This window comes from Pantoea sp. S18 (genome assembly GCF_045689705.1).
GTDB classification, from domain to species: Bacteria; Pseudomonadota; Gammaproteobacteria; order Enterobacterales; family Enterobacteriaceae; genus Pantoea; species Pantoea symbiotica.
In genome coordinates this window covers 1586138-1604113 of sequence record NZ_CP142688.1, presented here as the reverse complement: position 1 = coordinate 1604113, position 17976 = coordinate 1586138, and the positions used below count along the sequence as shown (strand labels likewise).

General features: G+C 50.1%; 27 protein-coding genes. 20 read left to right on the top strand and 7 right to left on the bottom strand.

Annotated elements, in window-relative coordinates; translation table 11 throughout:
- Positions 1-9: 9 nt before the first annotated feature.
- Positions 10-588 carry a helix-turn-helix transcriptional regulator gene (locus VIJ98_RS07355; RefSeq protein ID WP_323273089.1) on the bottom strand — a complete coding sequence of 193 codons (579 nt, stop codon included), beginning with the start codon at positions 586-588 and terminating at the stop codon, positions 10-12.
- A 113-nt stretch (positions 589-701) separates the two neighbouring features.
- On the opposite strand from VIJ98_RS07355, the gene VIJ98_RS07350 reads away from it, so the two are divergent.
- The 8 genes from VIJ98_RS07350 to VIJ98_RS07315 all read left to right on the top strand — a co-directional run bounded on the left by VIJ98_RS07350 (position 702) and on the right by VIJ98_RS07315 (position 5023).
- Positions 702-905, top strand: coding sequence for a DNA-binding protein (locus tag VIJ98_RS07350; RefSeq protein ID WP_323273087.1), 204 nt, complete (start codon positions 702-704; stop codon positions 903-905).
- Between the two features lie 46 nt (positions 906-951).
- Positions 952-1461: a phage regulatory CII family protein gene (locus VIJ98_RS07345; protein ID WP_323273085.1), complete on the top strand. Its 510-nt coding sequence runs from the start codon at positions 952-954 to the stop codon at positions 1459-1461.
- A 9-nt stretch (positions 1462-1470) separates the two neighbouring features.
- Positions 1471-1659, top strand: coding sequence for a phage filamentation protein Fil family protein (locus VIJ98_RS07340; protein ID WP_323273083.1), 189 nt, complete (start codon positions 1471-1473; stop codon positions 1657-1659).
- On the top strand, positions 1623-1964 hold the full coding sequence (locus tag VIJ98_RS07335) for a DUF5347 family protein (RefSeq protein ID WP_323273081.1): 342 nt from the start codon (positions 1623-1625) through the stop codon (positions 1962-1964). The genes VIJ98_RS07340 and VIJ98_RS07335 overlap by 37 nt, the downstream gene beginning before the upstream one ends.
- Positions 1965-2030: 66 nt before the next feature.
- Positions 2031-2261, top strand: coding sequence for a DUF2732 family protein (locus VIJ98_RS07330; protein WP_154193666.1), 231 nt, complete (start codon positions 2031-2033; stop codon positions 2259-2261).
- Complete coding sequence (locus VIJ98_RS07325) at positions 2261-2485, top strand: TraR/DksA family transcriptional regulator (RefSeq protein WP_323273078.1); 225 nt, start codon at positions 2261-2263, stop codon at positions 2483-2485. Before VIJ98_RS07330 ends, VIJ98_RS07325 begins: the two co-directional genes overlap by 1 nt.
- A complete protein-coding gene (locus VIJ98_RS07320; protein WP_323273076.1) occupies positions 2485-4740 on the top strand; it encodes a replication endonuclease in 2256 nt (751 codons plus the stop codon). The genes VIJ98_RS07325 and VIJ98_RS07320 overlap by 1 nt, the downstream gene beginning before the upstream one ends.
- Before the next feature lie 106 nt (positions 4741-4846).
- Complete coding sequence (locus VIJ98_RS07315; protein WP_323273074.1) at positions 4847-5023, top strand: hypothetical protein; 177 nt, start codon at positions 4847-4849, stop codon at positions 5021-5023.
- Positions 5024-5157: 134 nt separating this feature from the next.
- Here VIJ98_RS07315 and VIJ98_RS07310 read toward each other — a convergent pair whose 3' ends face one another.
- Positions 5158-5721 carry a hypothetical protein gene (locus VIJ98_RS07310; protein WP_323273072.1) on the bottom strand — a complete coding sequence of 188 codons (564 nt, stop codon included), beginning with the start codon at positions 5719-5721 and terminating at the stop codon, positions 5158-5160.
- Positions 5706-6185: a hypothetical protein gene (locus VIJ98_RS07305; protein WP_323273070.1), complete on the bottom strand. Its 480-nt coding sequence runs from the start codon at positions 6183-6185 to the stop codon at positions 5706-5708. The genes VIJ98_RS07310 and VIJ98_RS07305 overlap by 16 nt, the downstream gene beginning before the upstream one ends.
- 615 nt (positions 6186-6800) lie before the next feature.
- On the opposite strand from VIJ98_RS07305, the gene VIJ98_RS07300 reads away from it, so the two are divergent.
- Entirely contained in the window at positions 6801-7892 is a 1092-nt protein-coding gene (locus VIJ98_RS07300) for a hypothetical protein (protein ID WP_323273068.1), read from the top strand.
- Positions 7893-7936: 44 nt separating this feature from the next.
- On the opposite strand, the gene VIJ98_RS07295 is transcribed toward VIJ98_RS07300, so the two are convergent.
- Together VIJ98_RS07295 and VIJ98_RS07290 are read right to left on the bottom strand one after the other, a co-directional pair.
- Positions 7937-8962, bottom strand: a complete 1026-nt coding sequence (locus VIJ98_RS07295; protein WP_323273066.1) for a phage portal protein — start codon at positions 8960-8962, stop codon at positions 7937-7939.
- Entirely contained in the window at positions 8962-10725 is a 1764-nt protein-coding gene (locus VIJ98_RS07290; RefSeq protein ID WP_323273064.1) for a terminase ATPase subunit family protein, read from the bottom strand. Before VIJ98_RS07290 ends, VIJ98_RS07295 begins: the two co-directional genes overlap by 1 nt.
- Before the next feature lie 145 nt (positions 10726-10870).
- Between VIJ98_RS07290 and VIJ98_RS07285 the strand changes: the two genes are divergently transcribed.
- The 11 genes from VIJ98_RS07285 to VIJ98_RS07235 all read left to right on the top strand — a co-directional run bounded on the left by VIJ98_RS07285 (position 10871) and on the right by VIJ98_RS07235 (position 16427).
- Positions 10871-11716, top strand: coding sequence for a GPO family capsid scaffolding protein (locus VIJ98_RS07285; protein ID WP_323273062.1), 846 nt, complete (start codon positions 10871-10873; stop codon positions 11714-11716).
- Positions 11717-11761: 45 nt separating this feature from the next.
- Positions 11762-12844, top strand: coding sequence for a phage major capsid protein, P2 family (locus tag VIJ98_RS07280; protein ID WP_323273061.1), 1083 nt, complete (start codon positions 11762-11764; stop codon positions 12842-12844).
- Positions 12845-12847: 3 nt separating this feature from the next.
- Complete coding sequence (locus VIJ98_RS07275; RefSeq protein ID WP_323273059.1) at positions 12848-13516, top strand: terminase endonuclease subunit; 669 nt, start codon at positions 12848-12850, stop codon at positions 13514-13516.
- A gap of 91 nt (positions 13517-13607) precedes the next feature.
- Positions 13608-14075, top strand: a complete 468-nt coding sequence (locus VIJ98_RS07270; protein WP_222210620.1) for a head completion/stabilization protein — start codon at positions 13608-13610, stop codon at positions 14073-14075.
- On the top strand, positions 14072-14278 hold the full coding sequence (locus VIJ98_RS07265) for a tail protein X (protein ID WP_323273056.1): 207 nt from the start codon (positions 14072-14074) through the stop codon (positions 14276-14278). The genes VIJ98_RS07270 and VIJ98_RS07265 overlap by 4 nt, the downstream gene beginning before the upstream one ends.
- Positions 14279-14287: 9 nt before the next feature.
- Positions 14288-14503, top strand: coding sequence for an HP1 family phage holin (locus VIJ98_RS07260; protein WP_323275757.1), 216 nt, complete (start codon positions 14288-14290; stop codon positions 14501-14503).
- On the top strand, positions 14484-14996 hold the full coding sequence (locus tag VIJ98_RS07255; RefSeq protein ID WP_323273054.1) for a lysozyme: 513 nt from the start codon (positions 14484-14486) through the stop codon (positions 14994-14996). Before VIJ98_RS07260 ends, VIJ98_RS07255 begins: the two co-directional genes overlap by 20 nt.
- Positions 14972-15409, top strand: coding sequence for an Rz-like lysis system protein LysB (gene lysB / locus VIJ98_RS07250; protein ID WP_407330294.1), 438 nt, complete (start codon positions 14972-14974; stop codon positions 15407-15409). Before VIJ98_RS07255 ends, lysB begins: the two co-directional genes overlap by 25 nt.
- Positions 15312-15584 carry an Rz1-like lysis system protein LysC gene (lysC, locus tag VIJ98_RS07245; RefSeq protein ID WP_323273049.1) on the top strand — a complete coding sequence of 91 codons (273 nt, stop codon included), beginning with the start codon at positions 15312-15314 and terminating at the stop codon, positions 15582-15584. Before lysB ends, lysC begins: the two co-directional genes overlap by 98 nt.
- On the top strand, positions 15517-15984 hold the full coding sequence (locus VIJ98_RS07240) for a phage tail protein (RefSeq protein WP_323273047.1): 468 nt from the start codon (positions 15517-15519) through the stop codon (positions 15982-15984). The genes lysC and VIJ98_RS07240 overlap by 68 nt, the downstream gene beginning before the upstream one ends.
- Positions 15981-16427 carry a phage virion morphogenesis protein gene (locus tag VIJ98_RS07235; RefSeq protein ID WP_323273045.1) on the top strand — a complete coding sequence of 149 codons (447 nt, stop codon included), beginning with the start codon at positions 15981-15983 and terminating at the stop codon, positions 16425-16427. Before VIJ98_RS07240 ends, VIJ98_RS07235 begins: the two co-directional genes overlap by 4 nt.
- An 11-nt stretch (positions 16428-16438) precedes the next feature.
- Here VIJ98_RS07235 and VIJ98_RS07230 read toward each other — a convergent pair whose 3' ends face one another.
- The gene (locus VIJ98_RS07230; protein ID WP_323273043.1) at positions 16439-17458 is read right to left on the bottom strand and encodes a DUF4917 family protein; all 1020 of its coding nucleotides are present in this window, start codon (positions 17456-17458) and stop codon (positions 16439-16441) included.
- Positions 17459-17508: 50 nt separating this feature from the next.
- Positions 17509-17883 (bottom strand): DUF6232 family protein, encoded by a 375-nt coding sequence (locus tag VIJ98_RS07225; protein ID WP_323273041.1) that lies wholly within the window; start codon positions 17881-17883, stop codon positions 17509-17511.
- Between the last annotated feature and the right edge of the window lie 93 nt (positions 17884-17976).

Genomic DNA, 17976 nt, shown 5'->3' with positions numbered 1-17976 from the left:
CACCCCCAATTACATTTTATGTTTGATACTTCCTATAACCTTCGCGATTAATTTAACTTCATCAACAGGCCAATCCACACCTTCGATACGCCAGTGATTGCCCGGCGATCTCTGTAACGTTTCGCATCGCACAACATCAGCGCGCTGAGTGATCCATATTCCATCGGTCGGTTTAGCAAAATCTTTATCGACTAAATAGAACGTGCTGACTTCCAACACCTGAATGACTTCAACTTTTTTGTGACCTGAAGGAAGCAAAGAAGCCTGAATTGAAACCGGCTCCCGCAGCTGCAGATGCCCAGAATCGATAGAACTGAATGGCAGGCTTTCAACTTTAGAAGGCTGTTGTTCTCTTTCGCGAACAGCAGCGATTTCAGGCTCACCTTTTCCCGTGGCAAGCCATTCAAGTGAAACTCCAGTATCTAAGGCGCATTGCACTACGGCTTCACCGGCAAAGTATTCACGGCGAATCCATGTACTAACCGTGCCATGACCAACACCAATCTTTTCGACTAACTCTCTCTGCGTGGAAAAACCGTAGGCTTTCAATAACCTATCAACTAAAGCTTGCCCGCCTGAAAATTCCATTCAACTTTTCCACCATGTGAACGTTGACTGATTCAAATTTGAAATGTAACGTAGTCAATATTGAATCAACGAACGCAATTACCCGCATTTACCTTAACGAACAAGGATGCACGATGAATTCTCCACTTTCAATTACCTTGAGCAGCCCTTACTTGTCGCTGCCGGAATTCGCAAAAGTGACCGGAATACCTTACGAAACCTGCCGACTGATGGTGAAAGATGGTCGCCTACCAATCAGGGCAAAAGCTCGCAAGATGGAAAAAGTGCTCATCAACATGATCGCTTTAACGAAAGAAGCTGACTTTCAGTCACGTTAACATTCAACTTTGCCAATAATTGTGTTCGGCAGTGAGGGATTTGACTATGTTTGATTTCAAAGTTTCTACCCATAAGTTCTATGACGATGCCTGCCGCAAGTTCGCGCTAACTCATAACATGGAAGACGTTGCGCAGCAGGCAGGCATGCGAGCGCAAACGCTGCGTAATAAGCTGAATCCCGACCAGCCTCATCAGCTCACCGTACAAGAAGTGTTAGTGCTTACCGATGTCACAGAAGACGCGACGCTCATTGATGGCTTACTTGCGCAAATCCAGTGCTTGCCATGCGTGCCAGTCAACGAAGTTGCCAACGACAAACTGCCGCTGTATGTGATGAAAGCCACCGCTGAGGTTGGGCAGTTAGCGGCTGGCGCAATCTCCACTGAGCAATTGAGTGCTAGCTGCAAACGTAGCCTGCTGCAAAACGTTAACAGCGGTATTCGTTGTTTATCCCTCGCCGCACTGGCCGTTCAAGCGCGCATACAGGCTAATCCGGCTTTGTCTTCAACAGTCGATGCGATTAGCGGTCTTGGCGCATCATTTGGCGTGGTCTGAGGTGCAGTAATGATTTCATTTGCTGCACAGCTCAAAAGACGAAGCCCGTTAATGTCTTACGGACATGGCTGGATTTTAGGTGACAACGGTAAGCGCTGGCATCCGGTTAAAGAGGTTTCAAGCGCACCACGAACTCAAGCAACACCCAAGAGAGGCAAATCATGGCTATCGAAGGCGATTCAATGCTTGTCGAACTGAGCGCCGGTCAACGTGTCGCGGCACTCAATCACGTTGCGTTGTTGCGCTCGCAATTTAAGGGCGGCGACAGTGAACAGGATTTATCGCGATTCTTCGACTCAATGCGTGATGTTAGAGACAGCAACTATCAGGACAATAAGCGCGCACTGAGCGCCATCTTTTTCCTGGCAAATATTGGCAAAGACCGACACAGCGCCGATTTTAGCGAATTAAGCACCGATGAAAAAACCGCCGTCATACGTGCAATGAACCAATTAAAAGCTGTTGTGAGTTTATTCCCCAAGCGAATGACTCTTTCTAACTAAATAACCCAATGCAATTAACTGGCGTAAACCCGCCGGGATTCTCTTTGCCCAAAAACTGGAAATTACATGCTGAATAATTCATCCCAACCTAAACATACGTCTCCATACATCGATCTCGACATGATGCTGAATGATGCGCGTAAGGAAGAACGTCGCGGTCGTGCTGACCTAATGGTCAACCGCCTGAACATCCTCGCTGCGAAAATTCGTCACGACGAATTATCGCCGATTGAAGCCGCTGAGCTGCTTCATCAGGAAATCGAAAGAATCCAAACACAAATCGCGGAGACGCACTGATGGCTGATTCGATGGATATAGTGCAGCAGCGCACCGAGGAAATGCTTGAACGCAACATTGCTTTAATCGTTAATCGCGCTCCAGCTATCAGCGCATCCTTCTGCGAAGACTGTGACGCCCCAATTCCAGAATTGCGTCGTCGCGCCTACCTTGGAGTTACTCGTTGCGTTTCTTGTCAGGAGATTGAAGAACAACGCGTAAAACATCTGCAGGCTAAAGCCTGATGTCAGAGAATTATGCTTACCCGTGGAATGCTCCACGGGAAGCTATTACCAGCCCCTATCCCACGTATGATGAGATTCACCATCGTAATCATCTGAATGCTCAAAAAGCTGAGCAAATAGCCAAGCTGGTTCAAGCTCATCACCTGCTAGAAAAACAACCTCAGATTGTTCAGTTTGACATCAAACGGCGTATGGCCGAACTTGAAAAGTCACAGGGTGAAATTCGTGCCAATGCGTACTTAACGAAGACTTTTGTTGAGCGCACATTGCCACGCGTTGAATGTGTGAACATCAAGTATCGCCTCAGCGAAATGAAGGCCGGTACGCAAACTCTACTCACTAATAATTCAGACAAAGCAAATGGTGCAGCCAGAGCAAGTGGCGCGCTATGGGAGTTAATGCGTCGTTTTAACCGCTTGCCGGATATGGCTCGCGCCGATGTTGATTTGCTGGCTGGCGACATTGCCAACTTTGCCCTGGCTGAACTGGTACAGGCGCATGCTCAATCTGACAACGAATCAGATTATAAATACACGCACCGCATTTACATGACCGCCGCCACCATCACTCGCGAGTTTAATCAGACACCGCCATTGTGGGAAAAAGTCACATCACGCCTATTCGACCCGGAAGAAGTAACGCCAGCGATCATGCGCATGCAAACCGAGAAATGGTGGAAAGGTCGCCTGCGTCGTATAGCGGCTTCATGGCGTGAACATCTGCAAATCGCCCTCGCTAACGTCAGCAAAAAACACACACCCTATGCCAGCAATATGACTGTCTCGGAGTGGCGCGAGCAAAAGCGCCGCACGCGTGAGTTTCTTAAAGGGCTTGAGCTGGAGAATGAGGAAACCGGCGAAAGGATAAGCTTAATCGACAAGTTTGATTCCAGCGTGTCGAATCCCGCCATTAAGCGCTGCGAGTTGATGAATCGCATTCGCGGATTTGAAAATATCTGTAACGAGATGGGCTTTGTCGGCGAGTTTTATACGGTTACCGCCCCTTCTCGCTACCACGCCACTATCAAGACTGGTCATCGTAACCGCAAGTGGAATGGTGCCAGCCCGGCAGACACGCAGCGTTATCTGTGCAACGTGTGGCAGAAAATTCGCGCCAAGCTGCATCGCGAAGAAATCCGCATATTCGGTATTCGTGTTGCCGAACCCCATCACGATGCAACTCCACATTGGCACATGCTGATGTTTATGCTGCCGGAAAATGTTGATCGCGTACGTGAGGTGATAAGCGACTATGCATGGCGCGAAGATTGCAATGAGCTAACCACCGAAAAGGCCCGCAGAGCACGCTTTCATGCCGAAGCCATCGATCCCGAGAAAGGCAGCGCCACCGGCTACGTAGCGAAATACATCTCAAAAAATATCGATGGCTATGCGCTCGACGGCGAGCTGGACGATGAAAGCGGCAAAGAGCTGAAAGAGACTGCCTCAGCCGTTTCAGCATGGGCGGCGCGCTGGCACATTCGCCAGTTCCAGTTCATTGGCGGCGCACCGGTTACTGTCTATCGCGAGTTACGTCGCATGGCAGACAGCGAAACCGCACACGGACTCAGCATCGAGTTCGCTGCCGCGCATGACGCAGCAGATGCTGGTGATTGGGCTGGCTACGTTAACGCACAAGGCGGCGCATTTGTTCGTCGTGATGAACTGGCCGTGCGCACCTGGTATCAACCGAGCGAAGATCTCAACGCTTACGGCGAAGAAACCGTGCGTATAAAAGGCGTTTATGCCACCGAAGCGGGCGCAGATACGCCAATCTTAACCCGGCTTACACAGTGGAAGATTGTACCGAAGCGTGCCGTTGATTTGGCCGTTGACGTTAAGGGCGCGTCCGCGTCCTCTTGGAGTTCTGTCAATAACTGTACGGCCCCGCCGAATGATGATCCCCCTATAGACTTCACGTGCTCGCCGACCCGTGCCGAGAGAAGACGTATTTTGAAGAGATTGCATGAAAGCACGCCTGCGAAACCGCGAAAAAAACGACAGGCGCCGGTTTCTGATAAATATCGCGATCAACGTAAGCAGCTCAAAGACAGTTTTTATGATGTCTCACGTATTACCCTTTCCGAAAGCGAAGTTACACGCATGATGATGGGGCACAAGCTCAAAGTTGGCGCGCAAATATTCTGGAGTGGAACAAGCGGCCATCTTTTCGTTGAACGTAGAAAACCTTCTACAGCCCTGCAGCGGTTCGATGCATTGGCAGCTCAGCATCGAAAAAGTAGTAATGTTCAATAATCCATCGGTCGGACAAATCCGAGCCATACGATTGTTTACGATTACTTAACGTCATGGTACTGTTTATGCATACAGTATATTTATTTGATAAGGAGTTAATTAGCTGATGGAAATCGATAATCTGAGCGAGACTGTAGCCAGAATCCAATTTATCGCCGACGTCTCATTGATTGCACACTGCAAGGAAGATGAACTAAAGATGGCACTGTCTATGATCAGTGATATGGCCGGAACTATCGACACATCATCTTTTCAGGACACATTATACTACCAGGCAGAATGAAAATTTACGTTATCTCCTCCCCTATAAGCCGCCTGTAAGGTGGCTTTATTGATAGGGATTGAGCATATCTTAAATAGTCTGTCGAATAGCCTCTTTTAAAACATAGAGTCAGCAGATGACAAAGAGTTGCTATATCATTCATGAAAACTACAGTCATCAGTTAAAAGTGCACCGCTCGGATGTTGTTTGATATTAAACTTAGGAAATACTTTGCCAGGCGCTTGAACATCTAACACCACGGTACACGTAGCTTCAGCAGGATCTGCCTGTATCCCATTGAGTAATGGATAGTAGGTGAAATTAGTCTCAATACGGAAAGTATGCTGACCTCGTTTAAGTTTTAGTACTTCATCTGTAAATGGTGTATTAAGATCCTCATTAACCACTAATCTATTATCTACATAAATTGAGATATCACTATTCTTTAGATCAATAAACGCCCAGTTTATCACTCCATCTAGAATAGGAGATTTCGCAGTAAAACCAAGAACGACTATAAATGTATCAGCACTTTCAATTATTTTATTTTGTATAGTACAGTTCAATATATATATTCCACCTGCGCTATTTGTGATCGTTTGATTACAATTCCCATTAACAGCAACACTAACTGTCGATGGCTGGACAGAATATAATGGGAATACAAATGAAATAAAAATCACAGCTTGGAATAATAAAAACCTTAGTGTGCTGTACATGATGATTTCAAACTCACACTTGAAGAGCCTGTGACTACTTGGTTACAATCACCCACGACATCATTATCCATTATTGGTTGAGGCAAACTAGGTAGAATTACTGGCTTATCAACAAACATGACTTTCATATCATCCCATATATGCATACGACACTCTTGATTATTTTTAATAGTACTGCCTAACTGCTCTTGCAGAACCCCATAGTAGCCATTATTCGACAAATCGACCTTAACTGTCCCACCAATATCAGCTACTTTTTTAAGAATGCTATTAACTTTAGCTGTAGCATCAACCGTTAATTTCTCAGAATGCTTATTGCCATCATAAATCATCTCACCACAAATAGTCGTCGCCATTTCCTTTATTAACTCCGAACTTTTAATAACATCAATCTCTGCTATAGCAAAATTCGAATAAATTAATGGGCTAAATAAATATATAATAACAGTTTTGCGGCAACCCATAGGAACCACCTCTAAACTATTTCAGTTGAATTTGTGTAGGGAGTCTGTTTTTAGCGTCAGGTTCACACCAGTTAAGAAATGTAGCCTTAAATGCAAATAACTGCAACAAGAAACTATAACTCAATGTTATTATTATACTTTGACTATGTATTTGTTAAGCAACCATACCTTGATCACTGAATGCAGCAACTTAGGCATAAAATAACATTCTAAAATGCGATGTTCCGTCAACATCTTACAGTCATCCAGTAATGCCTACCTTTAAATACCTCAGTCTAAGTAGCATACCAAATTAGATAGCACCATCCTGCTGGCGACATAAACGCATGCGTATGCATGAAATCGCATGATCCAAACTGTATCCCTACCTTTCCCCACCTTCTTTGCTGGTGCGGTCTGAGACATTGCGTGCAGTTGCATGAAAAGCGTTACATAAAGCGGGCAGGCGTGGCGGGGAAAGCATTGCGCGCGTATGTCTAATTTCCATTACAGTTGGCCTCCCATTGAAAATTAGTAGCTATGAGTAAACGGCTCGGATAACTCTTAATTAAGACTATTCTGATTGCTTGGCTTGAGATATTCTTAAGCTAACTTTCTTATTTAAATAGGCATTTTATGAGTGATAGTTTGAAGGAACTGGCTGGAGCGCTGAAGGATGCATTAGTTACTCCCGTTCAGGAAGCTTTTGTGTACCGTGCTAGAAATCCATTTTTTGGCACATTAGTGATTTCCTGGCTTTTCTATAATTGGAATAAAGTCGCAATTTTCTTCATGTATGACAAGTTAGATGTATTAGAAAGGATTGAATATATTAACAATAAAGTTATTGACAACTCATCAGTATTTGGAATTGAGTTACCATATGCCAATTCAATATTTCTACCTCTCTTATGGGCTATTTTCATATCTTCAACGTATCCCTTTTTTACATACTGCATAATTTTAATGCATAAATGGATTTTTTCTATGATTGAAAATGTTAATGCTTCCAAAGAAAAAAACAGAATCATCCTACAAAGGGATTTAGTTATTGAGTTGGCAATTAACGAATCAGCAAAGATGAAACAGCTTGCTGTTAACGAAACGGAAATCGAAGCAGAAAGAGAAAAAAAAGAGTCTCACAAAGCTAATATTGATGCACTAAAAGTAGCCAAATCCACTTTAGACTCTCAATTAGCCGCTCTCACTGTAGATCATAATTCAAGTGTATCTAAGCTCAACTCCTTAACAAATGAAATTGAGATAGCCGAAAAAAACTTAGAATCAATTAGACAAGAATATAATAGCTTAGGTGTTTTATCGATTGAACATGAAGCTTTAAAAAACAATTACTCTGCAGAGAAACAAGCTTTAGAGCTAGCGAATAAAAAATTAAAATCTTATGGTGAGACCATAAGTAAGAATCAAACTCAATTAGACAACCTCTCAATAAAATATGACAACCTGAGAAATAACATTGACATAAATGAAGTACTTAGAAATAGTCAAGATGCGGTTATACGCAGAATTGAAAAGCTCACGGAAGAATTAGATTCAACATTTCCCAATGCATTTGAGAAAGATGCAAATGGGCTAATAAGCAACATCCATCCTTTTGCAATGGAAATATTCAAAAAAGCTTATTACGAACCCTCTATGGCTAAATCCATGATGATTAGCAATGAGGGAGATATTAATGGAAAGCAAAAAATCACAGATTCAAAATGACTTAACTACTATTAATTAAGGCTCCGAGCGAGCCTTAATTATTACTAATCTAGTGCATAGACCTTAAAATTGACAATTTCCTCTCCAATCCAATTATTAATCTCCTTCAAGCGTTCCTGAAGCGGCGTTAATTCATTACGCACAAACACCTGCGCCGCCTTCACCGCATCACCGAATCCACCTGTATTATCCGGGATAATCCCCATCATTTGCGGCGGCACACGGTGCGCGCTGAGCAGATCGTCGCGGCTCGCCTTCTTAATGTTGAAAAAGTCATCACGCGTAGCCACTTCGCTAAGCGGCAAAATCTTGATGCCGTCCGGCTTGCCGTTGGGCGCATACATAAACAGGTTGCGGAAGTTGCCAATCCCTTTTGTGTCGCGCATAGCCTGTCGCATACGCTCGATATCGCTGCTGCTTTGCGCCGCGTCGGTCATATACAGGATGTAACCGGCGTGCGCACCGTTCTGATAATACTTGCGGCGGAACAGCGTAGCTGACTCATTCAGCCAAGCGGAATTTAACGCGCTGAGATATTCAGGCAGGCCGTATAACTCTTGATTAATATCCGGTTCGATAAGGTGGAACACCTGATCCGTATCGAACTGATACGCCTCCTTCCATTCCCCCACAAACCAATACACGCCCTTCTCCACCCCTCGCCGCGTATATTTAGCCGGTGACGTTTCAAGGCGCAGCGGCTGACCGAGCGTGTTGCGGCGCAGTTCGGCAAAGGCGTTGCCGAATACCAGATAATCCAGCGCGAACTTGCTGAACTCCTGCTGACTCAGCAACGGATGCGGGATAAAAGTTGACGCCAGAATGTTGCGCTTAACGTACAGCGGCGAGCTGTGATGCACCGCCGAGCGCAGACTTTTCGCCAGACCGTGAAAGCTGACCGGCGGCTCGTACCAGCGCCCGTTATGGATGCATTCGGTGTAATCCATGATATCGCGCTTATCCAGTACCGCCGTTGGCTCGCCGAAGCTGAACGCCTCGAACGGCTGCGGCGCTGCCGGTGATGGCTGAGATTGGGCGGTGAATGTCATGCGGTCTTTGCGTTTGCTCATCAGTAAAATTCCATGAATGAAGGGTTATCGCCGCCGCTGGCAGCGGTGAGCGGTTCGTTAAGCAGTGCGTGCATGATTGCCCACGCGACGTCAGCGTGGCTGGCTTCTTCGCTGCGGCTGGCTTCGTAGGTTGAACGGTTGCCGCTGGCGGTCATGGTTTTGCGGATCGCCATAAACGACTGCGTGATATCGGTCTGGCCCGCGTCGTATTCGAGTCGGCCGCTGCCGATGGTATCTTTCGCTTTCAGCACCATCGCGGTTTTTACTTCGGGCGAATATTTGATTTCGCGCGCAGCCGGAAAGAACTGGCGCACAAGCTGAAACACGCCCTGACCGATGCCGGTCGCATCCACGCCGATATATTCCACGGTGTATTTTTCGGTGAGCTGTTTTATCGACTGCGCCTGCGCGGCAAAGTCCATGCCGCGCCACTGGTGGCGCTCCAGCACGCGGAATTTACCGCCCTTCACCAGCGGCGGCGCGATAACCGCACATCCGGCGCTGTCGCCGGTATGCGAAGGATCGTAACCAATCCACACCGGGCGATAGTCAAACGGGCGCAGCGCGTAAGGGTTGAAGTCCGTCCATTCCTCCAGGCTGTCGACCATGCAGGTCTGCAGCTCGGCGAAAGGAAATACGCTGGCCTCGTCGTCGACAAATTCACACATCAGCAGGTTCTGATATTCAGACGGGCTGTATTCGAGCTGCAGCTGATCGATATCGAACAGATTGCATCCGCCGGTCAGCGCATCCTCAACCGTGACAATCTGCCGCCACTGGCCATCGCCACATAGCGCGCCTTTCGCCAGATGTGAATGCGAGAGATCCAGCTCAATGCGGTCGTCTTTATTACGGCGCCCTTTGTTGAACAGCTCGCCTGACCAGAACGGATAAGCGCTGTGTGACAGGCTCGACGGCGTGGAAAAATACGTTGTGCGCCACTTCTTGTGCAGCGACATGCCGCTGGCAACTTTGCGCAGCTCCTGAAACTTCGGTATCCAGAAATATTCATCCAGGTACAGATTGCCGGTGTAGCTCTGCGCGGTGCGCACGTTAGTACCGAGGAAAATCAGCCGCGCGCCGTTGGGCAGCACTATCGGATCGCCTTTCAGGTCAACGTCCACCTGACGGGCAAAGTCGAGAATGTAGTTTTTGAAGACGTGCGCCTGCGCCTTGCTGGCTGATAAGAAAATCTGGTTGCGCCCGGTGGTCAGCGCATCGATCAGCGCCTCACGGGCAAAGTAAAACGTTGCGCCAATCTGGCGGGATTTGAGGATATTGCGAATGCGGTGCGCGAGTCCGGCCTGATGCCAGCCGAGCTGATACGCAAAACAGCCCTCCATAAACAGGCCGGTGAGCTTGTCGGTCTGCTCGTCGCTGAATACGTTTTTAATCACCGGTTGGCGCTCACCTTTGTTGCGGTTGCGCACGTTGGGATTGAGATCCGCCTCGTTACCGCTGCTGCGGTAGCGCTCAACGCGCGCCAGCCGTTCAATCTGACGGCCGAGTGCGTCTATCTCCTTGTAATCACCGTTCCCCTTGACCTCTTTCATGATGAGCTGAATCAACCGCGCTTCCATGCTGGCTTCCACGCGACTGATGGGCGCAATGCTGTCCCATTCGTCGCGCAGCTTCCAGCTCTGCACGGTCGGCGTTTTCTGTCCGAGCGTCTCCGCAATCTGGCGCACGGAAAATCCCTGCCAGTAAAGCAGCGCAGCCTGACGGCGCGGATCGCTGATGATGGTGCCGGGTGTCATGTTCATGCCGGTAAGGCTACCGGTGGCAAATTGGGCGCGCCTGCACTGGCTGTTTGCTGATGCATGAGCGGGCGGGCATGCGTTGAGGGATTGGGTGGCGGCGGTGAAACTGGCCCCGAACCGAACCAACCCACTGACCGGAGCCTGATTGATGGCAACTAAAGCAAAGCGTTTCCGCATCGCTGTGCAGGGCGCAACCACCGACGGCCGCGAGATTTCCCGCGACTGGATTTCGCAGATGGCGAAAAACTATGACCCCACCGTTTACGGCGCTCGCGTCAATATGGAACACATCAAAGGCTATGCCGCCGACAGCACGTTCCGCCGCTTTGGTGACGTAACGAAGGTCGAAGCCGAAGAAATCACCGAAGGCCCGCTGATAGGCAAGCTCGCGCTGTTTGGCTACATCGATCCGACGCCTGAGCTGGTCGAGCTGACTAAAGCACGTCAGAAGGTTTACACCTCGATTGAAGTGAACCCGAAATTCTCCGATACCGGCGAAGCCTATCTGATTGGTCTGGCCGTGACCGACGATCCGGCAAGCCTCGGCACCGAATACCTGAGCTTTAGCGCCACCGCCAAAGCCAGCCCGCTGGCCTCACGCAAGCAGGACAAAGAAAACCTGTTTACCGCCGCCGAAGAAACCCTGATCGAGTTTTACGACGAAGCCGACGCAGGCCCGTCGCTGCTGTCCCGCGTGAAAGAGCTGTTTACCCGCAAAGAAAAAACCGACGACGAGCGCTTTAACGACGTGAGCGCGGCGGTCACTGCCGTCGCGGAGCAGGTGCAGAAGAACGGCGAATCCCACTCGCAGCAGGTGGTCGCGCTGGAAAAAACCTTTTCCGATCGCATTGCGGCGCTGGAGCAGGAAGCCGGTAAAGACCGCGAAGCGCTGAGCACCCTGCATGAGACGCTGGCAAAAACTGACGGCGGCTTTAACCGTCGTCCCCCTGCGACCGGCGGCGACAACAAAGGCAGCGTGCAGACCGACTGCTGATACACCGGACTGAGTAAACCCGAATACTGATTAACAGGAGCGCCAATGCGCAAGAATACCCGCTTTAAATTTAACGCCTATATGTCCCGCGTCGCCGAGTTGAACGGTGTAGAAATCGACGACATGAACAAGAAATTCAGCGTCGAGCCGTCTGTCACGCAGAAGCTGATGACCCGCGTGCAGGAGTCGTCCGCGTTTCTGACCCGCATCAACATCGTGCCGGTGCCGGAAATGAAGGGCGAAAAAATCGGCGTGGGTGTGTCCGGTTCGATTGCCAGCACCACCGATACCGCTGGCGGCGACGAGCGCGAAACCGCTGATTTCTCCTCGCTCGATAGCCAGGGCTATGAGTGCGCACAGGTCAACTTCGATTTCCACATCCGCTACAACACGCTCGACCTGTGGGCTCGCTACGACGATTTCCAGACCCGCTTACGCGATTCCATCATCCAGCGACAAGCATTGGACCGCATCATGATCGGCTTTAACGGCACGCACCGCGCCAAAACATCCAACCGCGCCGCGAACCCGATGCTGCAAGACGTGGCGGTGGGCTGGCTGCAGAAGTACCGCAACGAAACGCCGAGCCGCGTGATGAGCAAAATCACGGAGGAAGACGGCACGGTGATTTCGCCCAAAATCCGCGTGGGCAAAGACGGCGACTACGCCAACCTCGACGCGCTGGTAATGGACGCCACCAATAACCTGATCGAGCCGTGGTATCAGGAAGACCCGGAGCTGGTCGTCATCGTTGGGCGCCAGCTGCTGGCCGACAAGTATTTCCCGATTGTGAACAAAGACCAGGCGAACACCGAGCAGCTTGCCGCTGACGTCATCATCAGCCAGAAGCGCATCGGCAACCTGCCAGCGGTACGCGTGCCGTACTTCCCGGCCAACGCCATGATGATCACCCGCACCGATAACCTGTCAATTTACTGGCAGGAAGGCACGCAGCGCCGCCACATCGAGGAGGTGCCGAAGCGTGACCGCATCGAAAACTACGAATCCGCTAACGAGGATTATGTGGTGGAGGACTACGCGGCGGGCTGCGTGATTGAAAACATCGAACTCGGTGATTTCAGTGAACCGGCTGAAACCAAAACTGAAACCCCGGCAGCGGGAGAGTAACGCATGCTGAGTCCCGCCCGCCGTCACCGGATGCGCGTCCAGGCCGAAACCGAATCGCAGCGGGATGCGAACCCGCTGCGCCACGCCACCGGCTATGAGCAGATGCTCGTGAAACTCAACGAGGACAAGCGCCGCCTGAAGAAAGTCCACTCGGTAGAGCGCAAGGCTGAGCTAAAGCGCCAGCTCCTGCCCGACTACCTGCCGTGGATTGCAGGCGTGATGAAAAGCGGGCGCGGCGCGCAGGATGCCATCGTGATGACCGTCATGATCTGGCGACTGGACACTGGCGACGTAACCGGCGCGCTCGAAATCGCCCGTTACGCATTAACGCACGGTCTGGTGCCGCCCGACGGATTCAAACGCGACAGCCTGCCGTATCTGCTGGCCGAAGAAGTGGCCAGCGCCGCGACACGCGCCTGGACGGCAAAAGAGGCGGTCGATATTGCGCCGCTGCTTGAAACCATCCGGCTGACCGACGCCGAAGACATGCCCGATCAGGTGCGCGCCAAGCTGCATAAAATCGCCGGGTATGTGTATCGCGACGCGGGCGGGACTCTGGAAGCCATGCACCATCTGAAACGTGCGCTGCAGCTGCACGAGGGCTGCGGCATGAAGAAAGACATTGAGCGGCTGGCAACTGCCATGAAAAAGCAGGCGCAGGCCAGCCGCTGACCGGACGCGACCCCGCGCAGGGCGGCAGGACGGCAACGCACTTTCAGTGTTTGCGCCGTCCTCCACCGCCCACCTATTTCTGAGGCCAACTATGAGCACGCTGGTAATAGCAGCACAGCGACCGGCAGAGACTGCCGAGCCGCCGGTAAAAAACACCTTTTTCTGGCCTGATATCGACCTGCAGCAGCTGCGCGAGTCACTGCGCTATGAGGGAACCGTCACCGCGCAGCGCCTGCGGCTGGCGGTGAAAACGGCGATTAGCGAAGTGAACGCCGAGCTGTACGACTGGCGCGCCGACCAGATGGCGGCGGGCTTCAAAACGCTTGCTGACGTACCGGCGGAAGCGCTGGACGGCGTGAGCGAAAAAATCACGCACTACCTCGCCGCCGTCGAGGCGATCACCGCCGCCACCATTGCCGAGCGCTATCGCGGCTATGACGCCAGCGGCACGAAGAAGGCCGGAGACGTTGAGGCCAGCGCCGACGAATACTGGCGCGACGCGCGGTTCAGCATCAGCCGCGTCGGTGAGCGCCCTAACTGCATCGTGAGTCTGCTGTGACGCGGGTTTACGCGCTGCAGGGCGATACCGTCGACGATATCTGTTACCGCCATTACGGGCGCACGGAGCAGGTAACGGAATCGGTCTTTGATGCTAACCCCGGCCTCGCCGACGCCGGGCCGATACTGCCGCACGGCTGGCCGGTCGATCTGCCTGAGCTGCCGGAATCGTCAACGCGTGAGACCGTTAACCTTTGGGACTGAATCATGAACATCACGATGGAGCGCATCAGCACCTTTATCACCTACAGCATTGCCGTGGTGATGGGCTGGCTCGGCAAGTGGGATTTGCAGGACATGGCGACGATCCTCGGCATGGTGCTCGGCGTCGGCATGTTTCTGGTGAGCTGGTATTACAGGCGCAAAACCTACCAACTTTTTGCAACGGGCCGCATCAGCCGGAGTGACTATGAATCTGCAAATCGTTAAGCGTTGTTCGGTGGGCGTGGTGCTGGCGATTGCCGCCACGCTGCCGGGCTTTCAGCAGCTGCACACCTCGGTTGAGGGACTGAAACTTATCGCCGATTACGAAGGCTGTCGCCTGAGTCCGTACAAGTGCGACGCGGACAAATGGACGGACGGCATCGGCAACACGGTTGGCGTGGTGCCGGGTAAAAGCATTACAGAGCGGCAGGCGGCGGGAACCTTTATCGCTAACGTGCTGCGCACTGAAAAGGCGTTAACGCGTTGTCTGTTTGTGAAGGTGCCGCAAAAGGTTTACGACGCCGTGGTATCGCTTGCCTTCAACGTCGGCACGGGTAACGCCTGCAGCTCAACGGTGGTAAAGCTGCTGAACCAGAGCCGCTGGCGCGAAGCCTGCTATCAGTTGCCGCGCTGGGTATTCGTGAAAGGCGTATTTAATCAGGGGCTGGATAACCGCCGCATGCGCGAGCTGGCATGGTGCCTAAAGGGGGCATTGTGATCCGCATTACGGGAACGCTTTTAGCCGTGGCGCTGCTGGCGCTGGCGTTAACCGGCTGGCGCTGGTCGGTTGCCTGCGATGAGCTGGCGAGCGCGCAGCGGGTAATAGGCACACTGTCCGCCGGTATCGAGAGCCGGGATAAAGCCATTACCCGGCTGAAAATCGAAAACAATGAGGGGCAAAAACGCGAAGCCACGTTGCGGCTGATGCAGGGCAAAGCCAGCGCCGGAGCGCTAATGCGAGAAGCACAAATACAGAGGGAAACCGATGCAAACCCGATACTGCGTGACTGGTCTGTTACTGTTTTGCCTGACGATGTTATCAGGCTGCACACCCGTCCCGCCTTCAGCAGCGCCAGAGATTATCTGGATTGGCTGTCCGCGCGTGACAAGCTGCCCGGTGCCGGGAAATAGCCTGAAAACGGCCGGCGATCTGGCGGCGGATAACCGGCAGCTTGAGGCGGTGCTCGCTTCCTGCGGGCTGCAGGTCGAAATCATTAAAGAGTGCCAGGAGCAACACGATGCTGAAACCTCAACAACTCCGCAAGGCACTGACCGACAGCGTGCCGCTGCTGCAGCGCAACCCTGACAGCATGAATGTGTTTATCGACAGCGGGCGTATCGTGTCAACGCTCGCCGCCTCGCTGTCGTTTGAATATCAGTACCGGCTGAACATGGTGATCACCGACTACACAGGCGATATCGATCTGCTGATTGTGCCGATGCTGGAATGGTTGCGCGTGAATGAACCCGACATCATGGCGACCAAAGAAAAGCAGCAGACCGGCTTCACGTTCAAGGCTGACGTTATCAGCGATACGGCCAGCGATATCAGTATTGACCTGCAACTGAGCGAACGAGTGATCGTCAAACGCGTGGGTGATGAACTGCATGTTAATCATGTTGGCGAAAATCCATTAGCTGAGAACGATGCGCGGCCCTTCCAGCTCTATGCTGGCGGTGATCTGGTTAGCGAGTGGCGACAATGAGTGACTTACAACTGGTCAATGACCGGCTGAACGCGTTGATTGGCAACCTTTCGCCGTCTTCGCGGAAAGAAATGGCGCGGAACATTGCGAAGAAGTTGCGCGCCAGCCAGCAGCAGAATATCAAGCGCCAGCAGGCACCGGATCGCACACCCTTTAAGCCGCGCAAGGCACAGCCAATACGCAGCAAAAAGGGCCGGGTTAAGCGAGAGATGTTCGCCAAACTCCGCACCGCGAAATACATGAAAGCTCGCGCGACTTCAGATAAAGCGGTGATTGAGTTTGTTGGAAATGTGCAACGCATGGTAAGAGTGCATCAATATGGATTGCGAGACAGGCCATCACGCGGAGGTAAAGATATGCAATACATTGCTCGCCCGCTTTTGGGTGTATCCAAAATAGATGAAATGATGATCTTTAATACAATCCTGTCAGCTTTGGGGTAAATACGTTAGTCTTATCCCCAGACATTTGCTGACGACACATCGTAGAAGTAAACTTCCAAGGTATGTTTTTTCCTAGTCAATGCCATCTTATTGGCGCGCCTAATTATTTTCTTATTATCATTTGAATCAGGGTTTCCATATATACCAACATAGAGCTGTCTTATCTTCCCATTTTCAATTGCACCAAGGAAATGCTCATCATTCTCTGCTAAAGAATGTCCATAAATGAACAAGGCTCCGGTTATTGCACTAAAGCTTCTGTAAGCTTTGGCAAGGTAGTCGTTATGTCTGATCCTTTCAATTTTTTCTTTAGATGTTCCTTCAGAAACAAAAACAGGGAAAAGATCTTTACTCATTGCCTTACGAATCTGTTCAATGAGTCTCACTTTAGTATTAATCCATGTGAATTTCCTTAACTCATAGCCAGCATCAAAAAGATGTAGAGCACCGTGTAGGAAGAAAAGACTCTGTCCATGAGCATTATTCGGTTCCCAAGTTACATAATCAGCATCATAGTTATCTGCAGGTTTTCTAAATCCATCATCGCTTGTTGGACTTTTTCCTTCTTCGCAATGCATGCAAGTCCAATAAAGTAGCAAATCATAATTAAGAGTATAGACAAGCTCGAAATTATTGAGAAATCGCCTGCAAGACTGATATTGCAGTTCACTAATTTCTCCGGGGTGTGAAGGATGGCTTGTAGCCAGAGTTTCAACAAGTAGCTCTTTAAGAGCTTCAGAATCCTCTAATAACTTGTCAACGATGCTCTGGCCGACACCATCATATGCTTGAAGTACATCACTCGAATCTCTCAGAGTTTTAATGATTTTTTCAAAGTCTTCTGTGCCCATTATATTGAAGGCTTTTTTCGCCGAGGGAGAGAGCTTATCAAACCTTGCTTTTTCGAATAGACGTCCATAGATAAATATATCTGGCTTGCAAGCTATACTAAAGCCGTTACCCAAAAGAATATGTCTTTTCTTCTGACCTTCCGATTTTTTTATTGCTTCACTAAAACTCATTAATTCCATGCCAACCCTCCTCCTCCAATTATTTAAGGAGCCAAGGCTCCTTAAATATCTTAGCCTCTGTGTACAATTGATTTATTCAAAGCATCAATAACCTGATCGATATACGATACATCTTTGCTTTTTAATGCTTGGCTCTCACCAGATGAGCTATTTAAATAAACGCTATATTCAGCCTTCATTTTCCGAAATACAATAACTCCGGCGACCACCAACACAACACCAAAAATTTTCGTACCGATTTGGTCAGCACCGAAAGTCATTAATGCGCCAATAAAAATCATTAATATGGCTGGAAATTTATTAGCATCTTTCTTTGCACGCTTAACTGATGTTACGCCCTGCATTGCATATGTGCTTGCCCCAACACGAAATCTTGCGCTTGAGACGCTAACATTGCCATCGTTGAAAAACTCCACTTCTTCCATGATTACCCCTTAAGATAAGTAGCATTTGCTCACATACATTAACAAAGCTTTACTTTTAAGTAATCATTTAATATAAGCCCTTTTTACCCTCTG

Coding starts and splice junctions, on each gene's coding strand:
- VIJ98_RS07235 (WP_323273045.1), top strand. CDS start 15,981: ATGAGTGACTTACAACTGGTCAATGACCGGCTGAACGCGTTGATTGGC.
- VIJ98_RS07320 (WP_323273076.1), top strand. CDS start 2,485: ATGTCAGAGAATTATGCTTACCCGTGGAATGCTCCACGGGAAGCTATT.
- VIJ98_RS07325 (WP_323273078.1), top strand. CDS start 2,261: ATGGCTGATTCGATGGATATAGTGCAGCAGCGCACCGAGGAAATGCTT.
- VIJ98_RS07345 (WP_323273085.1), top strand. CDS start 952: ATGTTTGATTTCAAAGTTTCTACCCATAAGTTCTATGACGATGCCTGC.
- VIJ98_RS07240 (WP_323273047.1), top strand. CDS start 15,517: ATGCTGAAACCTCAACAACTCCGCAAGGCACTGACCGACAGCGTGCCG.
- VIJ98_RS07310 (WP_323273072.1), bottom strand. CDS start 5,721: ATGTACAGCACACTAAGGTTTTTATTATTCCAAGCTGTGATTTTTATT.
- VIJ98_RS07275 (WP_323273059.1), top strand. CDS start 12,848: ATGCTGAGTCCCGCCCGCCGTCACCGGATGCGCGTCCAGGCCGAAACC.
- VIJ98_RS07285 (WP_323273062.1), top strand. CDS start 10,871: ATGGCAACTAAAGCAAAGCGTTTCCGCATCGCTGTGCAGGGCGCAACC.
- VIJ98_RS07340 (WP_323273083.1), top strand. CDS start 1,471: ATGATTTCATTTGCTGCACAGCTCAAAAGACGAAGCCCGTTAATGTCT.
- lysC (WP_323273049.1), top strand. CDS start 15,312: ATGTTATCAGGCTGCACACCCGTCCCGCCTTCAGCAGCGCCAGAGATT.
- lysB (WP_407330294.1), top strand. CDS start 14,972: ATGGTGCCTAAAGGGGGCATTGTGATCCGCATTACGGGAACGCTTTTA.
- VIJ98_RS07295 (WP_323273066.1), bottom strand. CDS start 8,962: ATGAGCAAACGCAAAGACCGCATGACATTCACCGCCCAATCTCAGCCA.
- VIJ98_RS07350 (WP_323273087.1), top strand. CDS start 702: ATGAATTCTCCACTTTCAATTACCTTGAGCAGCCCTTACTTGTCGCTG.
- VIJ98_RS07330 (WP_154193666.1), top strand. CDS start 2,031: ATGCTGAATAATTCATCCCAACCTAAACATACGTCTCCATACATCGAT.
- VIJ98_RS07280 (WP_323273061.1), top strand. CDS start 11,762: ATGCGCAAGAATACCCGCTTTAAATTTAACGCCTATATGTCCCGCGTC.
- VIJ98_RS07315 (WP_323273074.1), top strand. CDS start 4,847: ATGGAAATCGATAATCTGAGCGAGACTGTAGCCAGAATCCAATTTATC.
- VIJ98_RS07225 (WP_323273041.1), bottom strand. CDS start 17,883: ATGGAAGAAGTGGAGTTTTTCAACGATGGCAATGTTAGCGTCTCAAGC.
- VIJ98_RS07355 (WP_323273089.1), bottom strand. CDS start 588: ATGGAATTTTCAGGCGGGCAAGCTTTAGTTGATAGGTTATTGAAAGCC.
- VIJ98_RS07300 (WP_323273068.1), top strand. CDS start 6,801: ATGAGTGATAGTTTGAAGGAACTGGCTGGAGCGCTGAAGGATGCATTA.
- VIJ98_RS07230 (WP_323273043.1), bottom strand. CDS start 17,458: ATGGAATTAATGAGTTTTAGTGAAGCAATAAAAAAATCGGAAGGTCAG.
- VIJ98_RS07255 (WP_323273054.1), top strand. CDS start 14,484: ATGAATCTGCAAATCGTTAAGCGTTGTTCGGTGGGCGTGGTGCTGGCG.
- VIJ98_RS07335 (WP_323273081.1), top strand. CDS start 1,623: ATGGCTATCGAAGGCGATTCAATGCTTGTCGAACTGAGCGCCGGTCAA.
- VIJ98_RS07305 (WP_323273070.1), bottom strand. CDS start 6,185: ATGGGTTGCCGCAAAACTGTTATTATATATTTATTTAGCCCATTAATT.
- VIJ98_RS07270 (WP_222210620.1), top strand. CDS start 13,608: ATGAGCACGCTGGTAATAGCAGCACAGCGACCGGCAGAGACTGCCGAG.
- VIJ98_RS07290 (WP_323273064.1), bottom strand. CDS start 10,725: ATGAACATGACACCCGGCACCATCATCAGCGATCCGCGCCGTCAGGCT.